The 16,028-nt window shown below is 56.7% G+C and carries 12 protein-coding genes and 1 riboswitch; of the genes, 4 read left to right on the plus strand and 8 right to left on the minus strand.

The features are described from left to right. From thiQ to sgrR, 4 genes are all read right to left on the minus strand, one after another. Positions 1–702, minus strand: a complete 702-nt coding sequence (gene thiQ, locus FA92_RS01590) for a thiamine ABC transporter ATP-binding protein ThiQ (protein WP_013356748.1) — start codon at positions 700–702, stop codon at positions 1–3. After that, on the minus strand, positions 689–2,296 hold the full coding sequence (gene thiP / locus FA92_RS01595; protein ID WP_033781843.1) for a thiamine/thiamine pyrophosphate ABC transporter permease ThiP: 1,608 nt from the start codon (positions 2,294–2,296) through the stop codon (positions 689–691). Before thiP ends, thiQ begins: the two co-directional genes overlap by 14 nt. Next, positions 2,272–3,258 carry a thiamine ABC transporter substrate binding subunit gene (gene thiB, locus FA92_RS01600; RefSeq protein ID WP_033781845.1) on the minus strand — a complete coding sequence of 329 codons (987 nt, stop codon included), beginning with the start codon at positions 3,256–3,258 and terminating at the stop codon, positions 2,272–2,274. The genes thiP and thiB overlap by 25 nt, the downstream gene beginning before the upstream one ends. A gap of 46 nt (positions 3,259–3,304) precedes the next feature. Then, a riboswitch (TPP riboswitch) is annotated at positions 3,305–3,407 on the minus strand. Positions 3,408–3,442: 35 nt separating this feature from the next. Further along, on the minus strand, positions 3,443–5,104 hold the full coding sequence (sgrR, locus tag FA92_RS01605) for an HTH-type transcriptional regulator SgrR (protein WP_033781847.1): 1,662 nt from the start codon (positions 5,102–5,104) through the stop codon (positions 3,443–3,445). A 253-nt stretch (positions 5,105–5,357) separates the two neighbouring features. On the opposite strand from sgrR, the gene FA92_RS01610 reads away from it, so the two are divergent. Beyond that, positions 5,358–6,536, plus strand: coding sequence for an MFS transporter (locus tag FA92_RS01610; protein WP_033781849.1), 1,179 nt, complete (start codon positions 5,358–5,360; stop codon positions 6,534–6,536). A gap of 270 nt (positions 6,537–6,806) precedes the next feature. Here FA92_RS01610 and leuD read toward each other — a convergent pair whose 3' ends face one another. From leuD to leuA, 4 genes are read right to left on the minus strand one after another with little or no spacing between them, the layout of a single operon-like run. Further along, positions 6,807–7,412: a 3-isopropylmalate dehydratase small subunit gene (gene leuD / locus FA92_RS01615; protein WP_003854779.1), complete on the minus strand. Its 606-nt coding sequence runs from the start codon at positions 7,410–7,412 to the stop codon at positions 6,807–6,809. Positions 7,413–7,415: 3 nt separating this feature from the next. Next, a complete protein-coding gene (leuC, locus tag FA92_RS01620; RefSeq protein ID WP_013356753.1) occupies positions 7,416–8,822 on the minus strand; it encodes a 3-isopropylmalate dehydratase large subunit in 1,407 nt (468 codons plus the stop codon). 4 nt (positions 8,823–8,826) lie between these two features. Further along, positions 8,827–9,918, minus strand: a complete 1,092-nt coding sequence (gene leuB / locus FA92_RS01625) for a 3-isopropylmalate dehydrogenase (protein ID WP_033781851.1) — start codon at positions 9,916–9,918, stop codon at positions 8,827–8,829. A 2-nt stretch (positions 9,919–9,920) separates the two neighbouring features. Then, positions 9,921–11,483: a 2-isopropylmalate synthase gene (leuA, locus tag FA92_RS01630; protein WP_033781852.1), complete on the minus strand. Its 1,563-nt coding sequence runs from the start codon at positions 11,481–11,483 to the stop codon at positions 9,921–9,923. Between the two features lie 904 nt (positions 11,484–12,387). On the opposite strand from leuA, the gene ilvI reads away from it, so the two are divergent. The 3 genes from ilvI (at position 12,388) to cra (ending at position 15,813) form a co-directional block, all read left to right on the plus strand. Then, positions 12,388–14,112 carry an acetolactate synthase 3 large subunit gene (gene ilvI / locus FA92_RS01635; RefSeq protein WP_033731545.1) on the plus strand — a complete coding sequence of 575 codons (1,725 nt, stop codon included), beginning with the start codon at positions 12,388–12,390 and terminating at the stop codon, positions 14,110–14,112. A 2-nt stretch (positions 14,113–14,114) separates the two neighbouring features. Next, a complete protein-coding gene (gene ilvN / locus FA92_RS01640) occupies positions 14,115–14,606 on the plus strand; it encodes an acetolactate synthase small subunit (protein WP_033781853.1) in 492 nt (163 codons plus the stop codon). Positions 14,607–14,802: 196 nt separating this feature from the next. Beyond that, the gene (gene cra, locus FA92_RS01645; protein ID WP_013356758.1) at positions 14,803–15,813 is read left to right on the plus strand and encodes a catabolite repressor/activator; all 1,011 of its coding nucleotides are present in this window, start codon (positions 14,803–14,805) and stop codon (positions 15,811–15,813) included. Positions 15,814–16,028: the final 215 nt, after the last annotated feature.

Genomic DNA, 16,028 nt, shown 5'->3' on the forward strand with positions numbered 1-16,028 from the left:
TTAACGACGCGGGATGCCGAGGACTTCTGCCTCCCGCGTCTCGCCCGACAGCAGCAGTCGGGTCTCGCCATCCCAGTAAACCCGTCCATCCACAATCACCACACTGCGCGGCGCAATCTGCTGTGCATCTTCCAGACTGTGCGACACCATCAGCAGCGTGATGCTGCGCGCTTCGCACACCGAACGCACCAGTTGCAGCATCTCGCCACGCAGCGCGGGATCCAGCGCAGAAAACGGCTCATCAAGCAGCAGCACTGGCCGGTCACGCAGCAGACAGCGAGCCAGCGCCACGCGCTGTCGCTGTCCGCCCGACAGTTCGCCTGGCAGACGGGTCAGCAGATCGCCTAATCCCACCTGATCGGCCAGCGTGGCCAGTTGCTGACGCTGCTCAGCGCTGAGTTTTAATCCCGGATGCAGGCCCAGCGCCATGTTCTGCTGCACGCTGAGGTGCGGAAACAGGTTGTTCTCCTGAAACAGCATGGACACCGGTCGTCTGGCCGGAACGCTGTGGGTGTGCTCCTGACCGTCAATCATCAGGGTGCCCTGTTTCACCGGCAGGAAACCGGCGATCAGGCTCAGCAGCGTGCTTTTACCGGCTCCGCTGGGTCCGAGAATCGCGATCCGCTCGCCGCGCGCGGCAGTGAGGCTGAAGCGCATCGGCAGATGCTGATAAAGGTAAGTGAGGTTATCAAGTGTCAGCATGGCGGCCTGGTAATTTTTCCATTAGCGTGAACAGCAATAAGCAGAGCAGCAGCAACAGCAGAGCGGTAACCGCGCCATCAGCGCCGCGATAGGCGCCAATCTGCTGATAAAGGTAGAACGGCAGCGTGCGGAAGTCGGCATTGCCAAACAGCGCCACCACGCCAAAATCACCAATCGACAGCACGCAGGCAAAGGCCAGCGCCTGGGCCAGCGGACGCTTCAGCGCCCGCAGCTCGATCAGCCGCAGCCGGTTCCAGCCGTGAATATCCAGTGAATCGCAAAGTCTGCCGTAGCGCTCTGCGACATCCCGCATCGGGTTTTCCAGCACTTTCAGCGCATAGGGAATGGCGATTAGCGAATTGGTAAAGATCACCAGCCCGTCGGCCGACTCGGGCAGGCCGATGGTGGCATTGAACAGCAGGAAAAAGCCGGTGGCGAGCACAATGCCTGGCATTGCCAGAATCAGCATGCCGCTGGTGTCGATCAACTGTGCCGCCGCCGGACGCTGACGCAGACGCAGTTCCCGACTGCTCCACAGCAGCATCATGGTCAGGACCACTGAGAGTAAACCGGCACCAATGGCGATGCGCAGTGAGGTAAAGGTGGCCTGCCACAGTGCAGGCTGTGCCAGCGCGCCACGCAGTCCGCCGTGCAGACCATCGACGATCACAGCCGCCAGCGGAGGCAGTAGCAGAATCAGCGCCAGCCCGATCAGCAGCGCATCCATCAGCTGTGCTGTACGGGAATCCTGCGGATCGCGCCAGCCGTTCAGCTGGCTGGTTCCGGCGGGAATCGCCTTGCTGAAGCGCTGGCTGAGCAGCACCAGCGTAAGGCAGCAGCCGAGCTGAATCAGCGCCAGCAGCGCCGCACGTCCGGGATCGTAGTCATAACTCAGCGCCTGGAATATCGCCAGTTCGATGGTGGTCGCCTGAGGACCGCCACCCAGCGACAGCACGGTGGCAAAGCTGGCGAAACAGAGCATAAAGATCAGCGCGCCGGTTGGCAGCAGCTGACGCCGCAGCCACGGCCACTCCAGCAGACGAAAATGGTGCCAGCCGCGCAGGTCGAGCTGCGCCGCCAGCTGACGCTGTTCAGCCGGGATGCTCTCCAGCGCCTGCAGCATCAGGCGGGTCGCCAGCGGCAGGTTAAAGAAGACGTGCGCCAGCAAGATGCCCGACAGACCATAGGGCGAGAAGTGATAACCTAGCCCTGCCATCTGGCACAGCTGCGCCAGCCAGCCATTGCTACCGTAAACGGTCAGCAGGCCGAACACCGCGACCAGCACCGGCAGCACCAGCGTCATGGCGCACAGGCGCAGCAGCAGCTGGCGGCCAGGGAAACGACGTCGATAGAGCGCCCGCGCCAGCGGCACCGCAGGCAGCAGCGACAGCAGGGCGGAGAGCAGCGCCTGAGCGAAAGAGAACGCGATAACGTGATGCAGGTAGTCATCCTGCAGCACGCCGCGTAAATCCGTGTCCGGTGCGGCGCTCCAGAGTGCACTGAAGGCCAGAAGCGCCACGAGTGTCAGTAACACCATGGCGAGGGAACCGGGGATCAGCCAGCGCGGCATCAGCGGCTGACGGCGCGTTGCCACTGGCTAATCCAGCCCGAACGCTGGCTGGCAACCTCTTCCGGCGAGAACTGCAGAGCAGTTGAAGGCACGCTGAGCGCCGTGAAACCGGCAGGCAGAGGCGTGTCGATCACCGGGTACATCCAGTTGCCGGTGGGGATAGTGCGCTGGAAGTCAGGCGAGACCATAAACTTCATAAACTGCTGTGCCAGCGCGGGCTGTTTGCTGCTGGTTAACTGCGCGGCCACTTCAACCTGCAGATAGTGTCCCTCGGCAAAAGACGCGGCAGCATAGTTCTCTTTTTTCTCTTCGATGATGTGGTAAGCCGGTGAGGTGGTGTAACTCAGCACCAGATCGCCTTCGCCCTTCAGGAACAGGCCATAGGCTTCACTCCAGCCTTTAGTGACCGTCACGGTTTTCTGCGCCAGCTTTTGCCACGCCTGCGGGGCCTGATCGCCATAGACCTTCTGCATCCATAGCAGCAGACCTAAGCCGGGCGTGCTGGTGCGGGGATCTTCGTAGATCACCCGCCACTTCTCCGGGCTGTCGACCAGCTCTTTCAGGCTTTTTGGTGGATTTTTCAGCCGGGTTTTGTCATAGACAAAGGCGAAGTAGCCATAATCGAACGGCACGAAGGTGGTGTTGTGCCATCCATCGGGCAGTTTTAATGTCGAGGTGTCGACCTGACTTTCGGCAAACAGGCCAGTTTTTTGCGCCGCCTGCACCAGATTGTTATCCAGCCCCAGCACCACATCCGCTTTACTGTTTTTGCCTTCCATGCGGACGCGGTTCAGCAGCGAGACGCCATCTTCCAGCGTGACGAATTTCAGTTCGCAGTCGCACTGGGCTTCAAAGGCTTTTTTCACTGCCGGGCCAGGGCCCCAGTCGGCGGAGAAGGAGTCGTAGGTGTAGACCGTGAGAACTGGCTTAGCCGCCAGAACGGGGGCGGAGAGTAACAGCAGCACCGGCAGAACTTTGTTTAACACTTTGCGCTCCTTCAGGAGAATAGGGGATGAGTCGCAAAGGATCTGAGCACAGAGGCCTCTCAAATCCCTACGTCGGTATTAACCGAATCAGGTTCGACGGGTCTCTCTCAGCGGCTTGCTTGTGGCAGGCCGCACCCCGTTGAGAACGTCACATTCTAGTCATTTCAGCGCCGGGGCGAAAGCGTCACAGCGCTGGTGGCGCGAACCAGGCCGATTTAAAATCAAACCAGCCCAGGGTATTCATCCGTACGCCGCGCATGCTGCGCTGTCCTTCCAGTAGCAGCCAGTGGTGAAACAGCGGATGCAAACCGGCTTCTTCGACTAACTGCTTGCTCCATTCGGCCAGCGGCAGTGTTTTCTCACGCCAGCGGGCCGCATCGCCGTGCCAGTCGATCGGCAGACAGTGATGCAGCAGCGGAATCTCATAAAGTTGCGCGAACAGGGAGTAATTCAGCGGCAGGGTAAAGTTCACGCTGCCCAGCCAGATATCACTTTCCGCCTCGCCCTGATACCAGCTTTCGTAGCTGATCTCACGGGTCTCCAGCGTGACGCCATGCGCTGCCAGCAGCGGACGCAGTGCATTAGCGATACCTTCGTGCTCCACGTGCTGGCTGTACCAGGTCAGCGTCAGGTGCGTTAAGCCGGGCGGTTTTTCCACGGGCGTCAGATCACGGCGATGATGCCAGCGCGGCAGCAGACCATACGCCGGAAACCAGTAGCGCTGATAGCCGACGCCGGCATGATTGAGCAGGGCGATGGGGTTAAACAGATAGCTGACCCAGCGCCGCACCGCCTCGTTGCGACCCTGCTCTGAACGCTGATCGAACAGCAGATAGTAGCAGCCCTCTTCAAGGCGGCTCTCCTCCTGAACTTCATCGACGCTGTCGCCCTGCAGTCGGACACCGGCATAGACCAGCTCATCGCTGATGTCGGGCAGGACCCAGATAGAGACATCATCAATCAGGGCGCGAAAACCGAAGTAGTCATCAAACGCTTCGATTTTCAGCTGGCTCTCCTGATTGCGGATCACCCGGTAGGGACCGGTGCCAACAGGCTGACGGGCAAAATCACGCAGTGTCGGCCATTCGCGCGGCAGGATCATCGCACTGACGCTGCCAAGCAGCCAGGGTAATCCCTCGTCGGGCTGGCTTAAACGGATATCCAGCGTCCAGGGGGCAGGCGAGTCAATCTGCGCGATATGGCAAAAGAGTGGATGGGCGCGCTGACGCTCCAGCGTGGCGAGCACATCCTCCATCTCCAGTTCTCTGCCGTGATGGAAGCGAATCGCCGGACGCACAAAGAAGCGCCAGTGAAGTGGGGAAGTCTGCTGCCAGTGGTGCGCAATATCGGGTTCGATTTCCCCGTTTTCCTCATTTATCCGCGTCAGGCCGTTAAAAATCTGTCGCGCAATATGCGTTTCCGAGCGCCGCAGCGGCGAACCGGGCAGCAGGTTAAGCAGCGGACGATAGTAGAGCACCCGCAGGATATGCTTGCCCTGGCGGAAACTGCGCCCCAGGTGTGCCCCAATCATCTGCCGCACCTGGTTTTTATCGCCCACCAGCTGGACCAGTTGATCGATGCGATCCTGTTCCAGCAGATCCTCAGCACGCTGCTGCTGCAACGCCAGACCGGTGTAGCAGAAGGTGAGTTGCGATCGCCTGCCGCGCCCGGCTTCCGCCTGCCAGATCAGCCAGCCTGCATCCTGCATCCGGTTGAGCAGATTACGCATATGACGGCGAGAGCAATGCAGCAGGTCAGCCAGTTCGCTGAGGGTAATCTCCTGCGTCTGCCCCTGGCAGCTCTGCCACAGGCGAATGAACTGCTGCTTCAGACGTGATGAGGTCATAAAAGAGGAACTCCCTGTGAAAAGCGCTCTGTTTTTTCTGCCCCATTTTAAGAGCAAACTTTGCGCTATGGGAAGAGCGGGAGGCATTCAGCAGTGAATGGCGTTCGACCCTCACTTCGCTGTTCAGTGGAGTGCTTTTCTGAGTAGGGTGCATTTACACCGCCAGCAGATGATCTCTGCTGGCTTTTTTCATGTTGCGCGGTATCGTCTACCCTTCTTTTTCCCCTCTGTTTGTTCTGAAAGGGATTTCGCTATGAAATCGCTGTTAACGCGGCAGCGCCGCATCAATCCGGTTTACCTCGCTTTTATGGTTGCCTCGTTCATGCTGGGCATCGCGGGCGCATTACAGGCACCCACGCTCAGCCTGTTTCTGACGCGCGAGGTGCAGGCGCGGCCCTTCTGGGTCGGGCTGTTTTTCACCATCAATGCGGTGGCCGGTATCGTGGTGAGCATGCTGGTGGCTAAGCGCTCAGACAGCGTTGGCGATCGTCGGCATATCATTCTCTTCTGCTGCCTGATGGCGCTGATGAATGCGCTGCTGTTTGCCTTTACCCGCCACTATCTGACCCTGCTGACGCTGGGTGTACTGCTGTCGGCGCTGGCCAGCGTCTCAATGCCGCAGCTGTTTGCGCTGGCGCGGGAGTATGCCGATCAGTCGGCACGGGAAGCGGTGATGTTCAGTTCGGTGATGCGTGCGCAGCTGTCGCTGGCGTGGGTGATCGGGCCACCGCTCTCGTTCGCGCTGGCGCTGAACTACGGTTTTGTGACGCTGTTTTTGGTGGCCGCTGCGCTGTTTCTGATCTGTATCCTGCTGGTCTGGTTTACGCTGCCGTCTGTGTCACGCACGCAGCCGCTGATGCAAAGCGGCGGGCTGCCGATAAGCGGCTGGAGCGATCGGGATGTGCGGTTGCTGTTCATCGCCTCCGTCGTGATGTGGACCTGCAACACCATGTATATCATCGATATGCCGCTCTATATCAGCACCACGCTGGGGCTGCCGGAGAAGCTGGCTGGTTTGCTGATGGGAACGGCGGCCGGGCTGGAGATTCCGGTGATGCTGCTGGCGGGACATTACGCGCGCCGCATCGGCAAGCGGCGGTTAATGCTGATCGCGGTGGCAGCGGGCGTCCTGTTTTACCTGGGGCTGGTGTTGTTCAACTCCCGCACTTCGCTGATGGTGTTGCAGCTGTTTAACGCGGTATTTGTCGGGATTATTGCGGGTATCGGGATGTTGTGGTTTCAGGATCTGATGCCAGGACGACCCGGCGCGGCGACCACTATGTTCACCAATTCGATTTCGACCGGCATGATTCTGGCCGGGGTGATTCAGGGAACACTGAGTGAGCGGCTGGGACATGAGGCGGTTTACTGGCTGGCATTCGGGCTGGCGATTGTGGCGCTGGTGATGTCGGCGCGGGTGCGCGACGTATAAAAGAGAAGGGCGACAGGATGTCGCCCTCACAGTGCTGATAACGTCCGGCTCGGTGGCGGTAAGACCGAGCTGGCGAAGAGAACACGGTCAGATCGGAAAGTCGCTTAAGCCATCCCTGGCCGCTCGGCCCGCGCCGTCCCTGGCGCGGGACGCTTTCCTCTTCTGACCGTGTTCCCAGCGCATCAGGTTTTTTTATTGCTGTCAGATTCACCCTGATTTGGGTTTGTCAGCAGTCTGAGGGCGACCCGGTGTCGCCCTGCTTTAACTCAATCAGCGCAGAAAAGCGGGCTGATTCTGCTCGTACTGCGAAATCGAGGCTTCGTGCTGCAGGGTCAGGCCGATGCTGTCGAGACCATTAATCATGCAGTGGCGGCGGAAGCTGTCGAGTTCAAACGGATAGACTTTATCGCCTGCGGTGACCGTCTGCGCTTCCAGATCGACCGTGAAGCTGATACCCGGCTGGGCCGCAACCAGTCTGAACAGCTCATCCACTTCCTCTTCGCTTAACTTCACCGGCAGCAGCTGGTTGTTGAAACTGTTGCCGTAAAAAATATCCGCGAAGCTCGGCGCAATCACCACGTGGAAACCGAAATCGGTCAGCGCCCAGGGCGCATGCTCACGTGAAGAGCCACAGCCAAAGTTCTCGCGCGCCAGCAGGATGCTGGTGCCTTTGAACTCAGGCTTGTTCAGCACAAAGCCGGGCGTCGGCACCGTACCAGCGTCATCTTCAAAGCGCCAGTCATGGAACAGATGCTGACCGAAACCGGTACGGGTGACCTTCTGCAAAAACTGCTTGGGAATGATCGCGTCCGTATCGACGTTCGCGGCATCCAGCGGTGCAACAATGCCAGTGTGCTGAGTAAATTTATTCGCCATGACTTAAGCTCCTGTCGTCAGTTCACGGATGTCGGCAAAGTGGCCGGTCACGGCAGCCGCTGCGGCCATCGCCGGGCTGACCAGATGGGTACGTCCACCACGGCCCTGGCGACCTTCAAAGTTACGGTTGCTGGTAGATGCGCAACGCTCGCCCGGATTCAGGCGGTCATTGTTCATCGCCAGGCACATTGAGCAGCCAGGCAGACGCCATTCAAAGCCCGCTTCCAGGAAGATTTTATCCAGACCTTCCGCTTCAGCCTGCGCTTTGACCGGGCCGGAACCCGGCACCACCATCGCGACCACGCCAGGCGCGACTTTGCGGCCTTTGGCGATAGCGGCGGCGGCACGCAGATCTTCAATACGTGAGTTGGTGCAGGAGCCGATAAACACTTTATCAATCGCAACATCGGTCAGTTTAATGCCCGGCTGCAGGTTCATGTAGGCCAGCGCTTTTTCCGCTGAGGCGCGCTCAACCGGATCGGCGAATGAGGCCGGGTTCGGGATCAACTGATCAACGGCAATCACCTGGCCCGGGTTGGTGCCCCAGGTGACCTGCGGTGCAATCTCTTCAGCATGCAGCGTCACTACCGCATCATACTTCGCGCCTTCATCAGATTTCAGGGTGCGCCAGTATTCAACGGCCTGCTCCCATTTCTCGCCCTGTGGGGAGAACTGACGACCTTTCAGGTAGTTGAAAGTAGTGTCATCCGGTGCTACCAGGCCCGCTTTCGCGCCCATCTCAATCGCCATGTTGCACAGGGTCATACGACCTTCCATGCTCAGCGCCTGAATGGCCGGGCCGCAGAATTCAACCACATAACCAGTACCGCCTGCGCTGCCGGTTTTACCGATGATCGCCAGCACGATATCTTTGGCGGTAATGCCGGTGGACGCCTGGCCCAGTACTTCAATCTTCATGGTTTTCGCCCGACCCTGTTTCAGGGTCTGAGTGGCAAATACATGTTCCACTTCAGAGGTGCCGATACCAAAGGCCAGCGAGCCGAACGCGCCGTGGGTGGCGGTGTGCGAGTCGCCGCACACAATGGTCATGCCCGGCAGCGTCATACCCTGCTCAGGACCGATAACGTGGACGATGCCCTGGAATGGGTGATTCAGGTCATACAGCTGTACGCCAAATTCTTCGCAGTTCTTCATCAGCTCCTGCATCTGAATACGCGCCATTTCGCCCGACGCATTGATATCTTTGGTCTGGGTAGAGACGTTGTGATCCATCGTGGCAAAGGTTTTGCCCGGCTGACGGACTTTACGTCCGTGTGCGCGCAGGCCATCAAAGGCCTGTGGCGAGGTCACTTCATGGATCAGGTGACGATCGATGTAGAGTAACGGCGTTTCGTTTGGCGCTTCGTGGACGACATGTGCATCAAATAACTTCTGGTATAAGGTTTTCATTTTTTTATTTTTCCTCGGCGATAAAGCGGGCAATGATGCTGCCCATCTCATCTGTGCTGACCGCAGGGCCATCACCGGCTAAATCTTTGGTGCGGTAACCCTGTTCCAGCGCACGGCTAATGGCACGTTCGATACTGTCGGCAGCGACATCGGCATTCAGGCTGTAACGCAGCAGCAGCGACAGCGACAGGATCTGGGCGACCGGGTTAGCAATATTCTGACCGGCGATATCCGGCGCTGAACCACCCGCCGGTTCGAACAGGCCAAAGCCCGCTTCATTCAGGCTGGCTGACGGCAGCATGCCCATCGAGCCGGTGATCATGGCGCACTCATCAGAGAGAATGTCACCGAACAGGTTGGAGCAGAGCAGCACGTCAAACTGCGACGGGTCTTTGATCAGCTGCATGGTCGCGTTGTCGATATAGATGTGGCTCAGCTGCACGTCCGGGTACTCTTTTGCCACTTCATTAACAATTTCACGCCACATCACCGAGGTCTGCAGCACGTTGGCTTTATCCACCGAGGTGACTTTGTTGCGACGTTTGCGCGCCGATTCAAACGCGATACGGGCGATGCGCTCAATTTCGAAACGGTGATAGACCTCGGTATCAAAGGCACGCTCTTCCGGGCCGCTGCCTTCGCGTCCTTTCGGCTGACCAAAATAGATGCCGCCGGTCAGTTCACGCACGCAGAGAATGTCGAAGCCCTTTGCGGCGATATCGGCGCGCAGCGGGCAGAAGGCTTCCAGTCCGCTGTAGAGCGCCGCCGGACGCAGGTTACTGAACAGCTTAAAATGCTTGCGCAGCGGCAGCAACGCACCGCGTTCCGGCTGTGATGCTGGCGGTAAATGCTCCCACTTCGGACCACCAACGGAGCCAAACAGAATCGCGTCGGCCTGCTCGCAGCCTGCAACCGTAGCCGGTGGCAGAGGTTCGCCATGCTGATCGATAGCGATGCCGCCGACCGCATATTCCTGGGTGGTAATCTGCATATCAAAGCGCTGACGAATGGCATCCAGCACTTTCATCGCCTGTGCCATCACTTCCGGGCCGATACCGTCACCGGATAAAACTGCGATATGAGAGGAGGTGGACATGGTTATACGGTTTCCTTCTGATCTTTAAATTTGCGCTGCAATTCTTGTTCAACCTGACGGGCACGCCAGATATTGTTCAGGGCGTTGACCATCGCTTTCGCAGAGGACTCGACGATATCGGTCGCCAGACCAATGCCGTGGAATTTGCGGCCGTTGTAGCTCACAACGATATCGACCTGACCCAGCGCGTTTTCGCCGTGGCCTTTCGCAGTCAGCTTGTAGTTAACCAGCTCAGCGTCAAACTGCGTGATTCGGTTAATCGCCTGATAGACCGCATCAACCGGACCGTTACCGGTGGCGGCATCCGATTTAGCGACATCGCCGCAGCCCAGATTGACAGAGGCGGTGGCGGTGATGCCGGAACCGGTCTGGACGTTAAATTCGTGCAGCTGGAAATGCTCCGGCTCTTCATTCTGTTTGTTGATGAAGGCCAGCGCTTCCAGGTCGTAATCGAAGACCTGACCTTTTTTGTCGGCCAGTTTCAGGAAGGCGTCATACAGCGTATCCAGATTGTAATCCTGCTCGGCATAGCCCATCTCTTCCATGCGATGTTTTACCGCCGCACGGCCTGAACGCGAGGTCAGGTTCAGCTGGATTTTGTGCAAGCCAATCGACTCTGGCGTCAGGATTTCGTAGTTCTCGCGATTCTTCAGCACGCCATCCTGATGAATACCGGAGGAATGGGCGAAAGCGTTGGAGCCGACCACTGCTTTATTCGCCGGGATCGGCATGTTGCAGATCTGGCTGACCATCTGGCTGGTGCGGTAGATTTCCTGATGATTGATAGTGGTGTGCACGTTCATGATCTGCTGACGGGTTTTAATCGCCATGATCACCTCTTCCAGCGCACAGTTACCGGCACGTTCACCCAGCCCATTCATCGTGCCTTCAACCTGACGCGCGCCGGCCTGAACAGCAGCCAGGGCGTTACCGGTTGCCATGCCCAGGTCATCGTGGGTATGTACAGAGATAATCGCTTTATCGATGTTAGGAACGCGGTTCATCAGTTCGCTGATGATGTGAGCATATTCGCCTGGCAGGGTGTAGCCAACGGTGTCCGGGATGTTGATAGTGGTCGCACCGGCGTTAATCGTGGCTTCCACCATCCGGCACAGGTCATCAATGGGGGTACGGCCGCCATCTTCACAGGAGAACTCGACGTCACTGGTGTAGTTACGCGCACGCTTTACCATATGCACCGCACGCTCAATCACTTCCGGCAGCGTACTGCGCAGTTTGGTGGCGATGTGCATCGGGGAGGTCGCGATGAAGGTATGAATACGGAAGGCTTCGGCAACGCGCAGTGATTCATATGCCGCGTCGATGTCTTTCTCCACACAGCGCGCCAGTCCGCAGACCCGACTGTTTTTGATGGTACGCGCAATGGTCTGTACTGATTCAAAGTCGCCTGGTGAGGAGACCGGGAAACCCACTTCCATCACATCCACGCCCATACGCTCCAGCGCTAAGGCAATCTGCAATTTTTCTTTCACACTCAGGCTGGCCTGTAATGCCTGCTCACCATCGCGCAGAGTGGTATCGAAAATAATGACTTGCTGGCTCATCGTATTCATCCTTTTGCTTTTTTCGGGCCTGGCAACGAGCATAAAAAAACCCGCGACAGGCGCGGGTTTTTAACTTTCAGCAGGTTTGAATCAGTGTTTGATTCCGCCCACAAGTCTACCGCGCAAGCTGAGTGCGTTTAGTAGTAGACCGAGAAGGCGAACAGAACGAAACATGGATTCAAACCTTATAAAATGTTGTGCTGTACATATTGGTACTGGAATCGCTCAGGGATGTCAACCTTCAATGCAGGGGTATTATCCGGGACGATGAAGGAAGATATTCTGTTATTTAACGGTCAGGCAGCGTAATGAACAGCGCGTCAGTCACTGCGTAAGCAATCAGCCCCGGAAGGCTGCCTTTTATGGGCTGTTCAAAGATTTATTCTATTGAAAAATAATAATTTTATTGTTTTTCAGCCTGGCAGCACCACAGGATTTATCACCTGTCGGTTAGCATAATCGAATGCGCTTGCGTGATTTACTGGTTAATTACGCCAGAAAAGAAAAGCGTCAGGCGATTGTGGGCTATTGCAGGCGGTAATAAGTTTTCGTTATTTCTTATATCTCGCTGAAAATAATTTCTTACTTAGCATTTTCGTCTGCGGTTCTGCGACGTAATTAGTTTAATCCGCGCAGCCAATTCTTATCAGGCAGAGCCTTTACGTCCCGGCCTTTTAATTTACGCGGGTTTGCGGTTTGCCTGCCCGGTTAACTGCGGTTATGGTAATTGACCTACTCTCAGAACAATGAACTCAACAGATTTCTCTGTAACCGGACAGCGGCACATGTTTTCGCTGTCGTGCATAAACATAAGATTTTGATTGGCAAAGCAGGCACCAGGGCAACGTGTTACACACCAACGGGCGTAGTAACCGGGCCGGGTCCTCAAGCCTGGAGGCAGAAGATGGAGATGTTGTCAGGAGCCGAAATGGTCGTCCGTTCGTTAATCGATCAGGGCGTTAAGCAGGTATTCGGTTATCCGGGTGGCGCAGTCTTAGATATCTATGATGCGCTGCAAACCGTCGGGGGTATCGATCACATTCTGGTGCGCCATGAGCAGGGCGCGGTGCATATGGCTGACGGTCTGGCGCGTGCTACTGGTGAAGTTGGCGTGGTGCTGGTTACCTCAGGACCCGGTGCAACCAATGCCATTACCGGTATCGCTACCGCCTATATGGACTCGATTCCGCTGGTGATCCTGTCGGGTCAGGTTCCCTCGTCGCTGATTGGCTATGATGCTTTTCAGGAGTGCGACATGGTCGGCATCTCTCGTCCGGTGGTGAAGCACAGCTTCCTGGTAAAAAGCACCGAAGAGATCCCAACCGTACTGAAAAAGGCGTTCTGGCTGGCCTCCAGCGGACGTCCGGGACCGGTGGTGATCGACCTGCCAAAAGATATTCTGAACCCGGCCAACAAACTGCCTTATCACTGGCCGGATTCGGTAAGCATGCGTTCATACAACCCGACCATTCAGGGTCACAAAGGGCAGATTAAGCGCGCGCTGACCACCTTGCTGGCTGCGAAGAAGCCGGTGATTTACGCGGGTGGCGGGGCCATCACCGCTGGCTGCGAAGCGGAACTGTTACAGCTGGCCGAAAGCCTGAATATTCCGGTGACAACTTCGCTGATGGGCCTGGGCGCGTTTCCGGGTACCCACCGTCAGTGCGTCGGCATGCTCGGTATGCACGGCACGTACGAAGCCAACATGACGATGCACAATACCGATCTGATTTTTGGTATCGGCGTTCGCTTCGATGATCGCACCACCAACAACCTGGCGAAATATTGTCCCAACGCCACGGTGATGCACATCGATATCGATCCTACCTCTATTTCCAAAACGGTTGCGGCGGATATTCCGATTGTGGGCGATGCGAAACAGGTATTGCAGCAGATGCTGGAGTTGCTTGCGCAAAGCGACACGCCATCGCGTGCTGAGAGCCTGCACGACTGGTGGCAGGCGATCGAAGGCTGGCGCAGTCGTCACTGCCTGGAGTTTGATCGCACCAGCGACAAAATTAAACCACAGGCCGTGATTGAAACCATCAGCCGTCTGACCAAAGGCGATGCGTACGTCACGTCAGATGTGGGCCAGCATCAGATGTTTGCTGCGCTCTATTATCCTTTCGATAAACCGCGCCGCTGGATCAACTCCGGCGGTCTGGGCACCATGGGCTTTGGCCTGCCTGCTGCGCTGGGCGTTAAGATGGCGTTGCCGGAAGAGACCGTCATCTGCGTAACGGGCGATGGCAGTATCCAGATGAACATTCAGGAGCTCTCTACAGCACTGCAGTACGATCTGCCGGTGCTGGTGCTGAACCTGAATAACCGGGTGCTGGGCATGGTGAAGCAGTGGCAGGATATGATCTATTCCGGTCGTCACTCCCAGTCTTATATGGAGTCGCTGCCTGACTTCGTGCGTCTGGCGGAAGCCTACGGTCATGTCGGCATCGCGATTGAACATCCGGCTGAGCTGGAAGAGAAACTGACGCTGGCGCTGGAAACGCTGGCGAAAGGACGTCTGGTGTTTGTGGATGTCACCGTTGACGGTAGCGAGCACGTTTACCCGATGCAGATTCGCGGTGGCAGCATGGATGAGATGTGGTTAAGCAAAACGGAGAGGACATAATTATGCGTCGCATTTTATCAGTTCTGCTGGAGAACGAATCCGGCGCATTATCCCGTGTCGTCGGTCTGTTTTCGCAGCGCGGCTATAACATTGAAAGCCTGACTGTGGCACCGACCGACGATCCCACGCTGTCGCGGATGACCATTCAGACGGTGGGTGATCAGAAGGTGCTGGAGCAGATTGAAAAGCAGCTGCACAAGCTGGTGGATGTGCTGCGCGTTACCGAACTGGGGCTGGGCGCCTATGTTGAACGTGAAATCATGCTGGTGAAGATTCAGGCCAGCGGTTATGGCCGTGAAGAGGTGAAACGAAACGCCGAGATCTTCCGCGGTCAGATCATTGACGTGACGCCGACGCTGTACACGGTTCAGCTGGCAGGCACCAGTGACAAACTGGACGCCTTCCTGAATACCGTCCGCGATGTTGCCGAAATTGTTGAAGTGGCACGCTCCGGGATCGTGGGCGTTTCACGTGGCGATCGCATCATGCGTTAATTACGCTCCGTCATCATCAATCCTCACCTAACCCGGCGAAATGCCGGGTTTTTTTATTTTTTATGCGCCAGGCGGGTTACATTCAGAAAAGCGGTTGCTCCGCGCACTTTTCTGCTGTTAGATGATAGTCATAAGTTATCCATAGCTTAACTGCGGCTATTTTTGCCGTTAAAGCGGATTTGATGGTGGGGTTATCGTGAAACTGGATGAAATTGCGCGTCTGGCAGGCGTATCGCGCACCACGGCCAGTTATGTGATCAATGGCAAAGCGCGGCAGTATCGTGTCAGCGACAAAACCGTTGAGAAAGTCATGGCGGTGGTACGTGAGCATAATTATCACCCTAATGCGGTGGCTGCCGGGCTACGCGCCGGGCGAACGCGCTCTATTGGGTTAGTGATTCCCGATCTGGAAAATACCAGCTATACCCGTATTGCGAACTATCTGGAGCGCCAGGCGCGTCAGCGCGGCTATCAGCTGCTGATCGCCTGCTCTGAAGACCAGCCTGATAACGAGATGCGCTGCATTGAACATCTGTTACAGCGGCAGGTCGATGCGATTATCGTCTCTACCTCATTACCGCCAGAGCATCCCTTTTATCAGCGCTGGATCAACGATCCCCTGCCGATTATCGCGTTAGACCGCGCGCTGGATCGTGAACATTTTACCAGCGTAGTGGGTGCCGATCAGGATGATGCACAGACGCTGGCCGCTGAACTGCGTCAGCTTGAGGTTAAAAATGTGCTGTTCCTTGGCGCGTTACCTGAGCTCTCAGTAAGTTTCCTGCGGGAGATGGGGTTCCGCGATGCCTGGAAAGACGATCCCCGTCCGATTGACTATATCTATTGCAACAGCTTCGAACGCACCGCCGCTGCCGCGCTGTTTGAAAAATACCTTGAAGATCACCCGATGCCGGAGGCGCTGTTTACCACCTCATTTGGTCTGCTGCAGGGTGTCATGGATGTGACGCTGAAACGTGACGGAAGGCTGCCGACCGAGCTGGCCATTGCCACCTTTGGCGACCACGAATTACTGGACTTTCTTGAGTGTCCGGTACTGGCGGTGGGTCAGCGTCATCGTGACGTGGCAGAGCGTGTACTGGAATTAGTTTTAGCCTCGCTGGATGAACCCAGAAAACCGAAACCGGGTTTAACCCGCATTCGTCGTAATTTATACCGTCGCGGACAATTAAGCAGAAAAGTTAAATGAGTAACGGGCAGTATTATGCTGCCCGCCCATTTTATTTCCGTGATGTACTGATTAAATAAACAGGTCGACGTAAAAAAGCGTAAATTCTGCTCATCAAATCTAACAAAGTCGACAGGCTTATTTTTATTATCTGCTTACAACTTCAACAAACTTCCTGCCCCGTCTCGCCTGAAGCTGCTGTGCTTCCTTTCGGAAATCCCCTAAAATGCCGCCGC

It is taken from the genome of Pantoea sp. 9140 (assembly GCF_000745295.1).
GTDB lineage: Bacteria > Pseudomonadota > Gammaproteobacteria > Enterobacterales > Enterobacteriaceae > Pantoea > Pantoea vagans.

What these genes read in the sequence shown, in the direction of transcription:
- thiQ (WP_013356748.1), bottom strand. Translation starts at nt 702, where the DNA reads ATGCTGACACTTGATAACCTCACTTACCTTTATCAGCATCTGCCGATG.
- sgrR (WP_033781847.1), bottom strand. Translation starts at nt 5,104, where the DNA reads ATGACCTCATCACGTCTGAAGCAGCAGTTCATTCGCCTGTGGCAGAGC.
- FA92_RS01610 (WP_033781849.1), top strand. Translation starts at nt 5,358, where the DNA reads ATGAAATCGCTGTTAACGCGGCAGCGCCGCATCAATCCGGTTTACCTC.
- leuD (WP_003854779.1), bottom strand. Translation starts at nt 7,412, where the DNA reads ATGGCGAATAAATTTACTCAGCACACTGGCATTGTTGCACCGCTGGAT.
- leuC (WP_013356753.1), bottom strand. Translation starts at nt 8,822, where the DNA reads ATGAAAACCTTATACCAGAAGTTATTTGATGCACATGTCGTCCACGAA.
- leuB (WP_033781851.1), bottom strand. Translation starts at nt 9,918, where the DNA reads ATGTCCACCTCCTCTCATATCGCAGTTTTATCCGGTGACGGTATCGGC.
- leuA (WP_033781852.1), bottom strand. Translation starts at nt 11,483, where the DNA reads ATGAGCCAGCAAGTCATTATTTTCGATACCACTCTGCGCGATGGTGAG.
- ilvI (WP_033731545.1), top strand. Translation starts at nt 12,388, where the DNA reads ATGGAGATGTTGTCAGGAGCCGAAATGGTCGTCCGTTCGTTAATCGAT.
- ilvN (WP_033781853.1), top strand. Translation starts at nt 14,115, where the DNA reads ATGCGTCGCATTTTATCAGTTCTGCTGGAGAACGAATCCGGCGCATTA.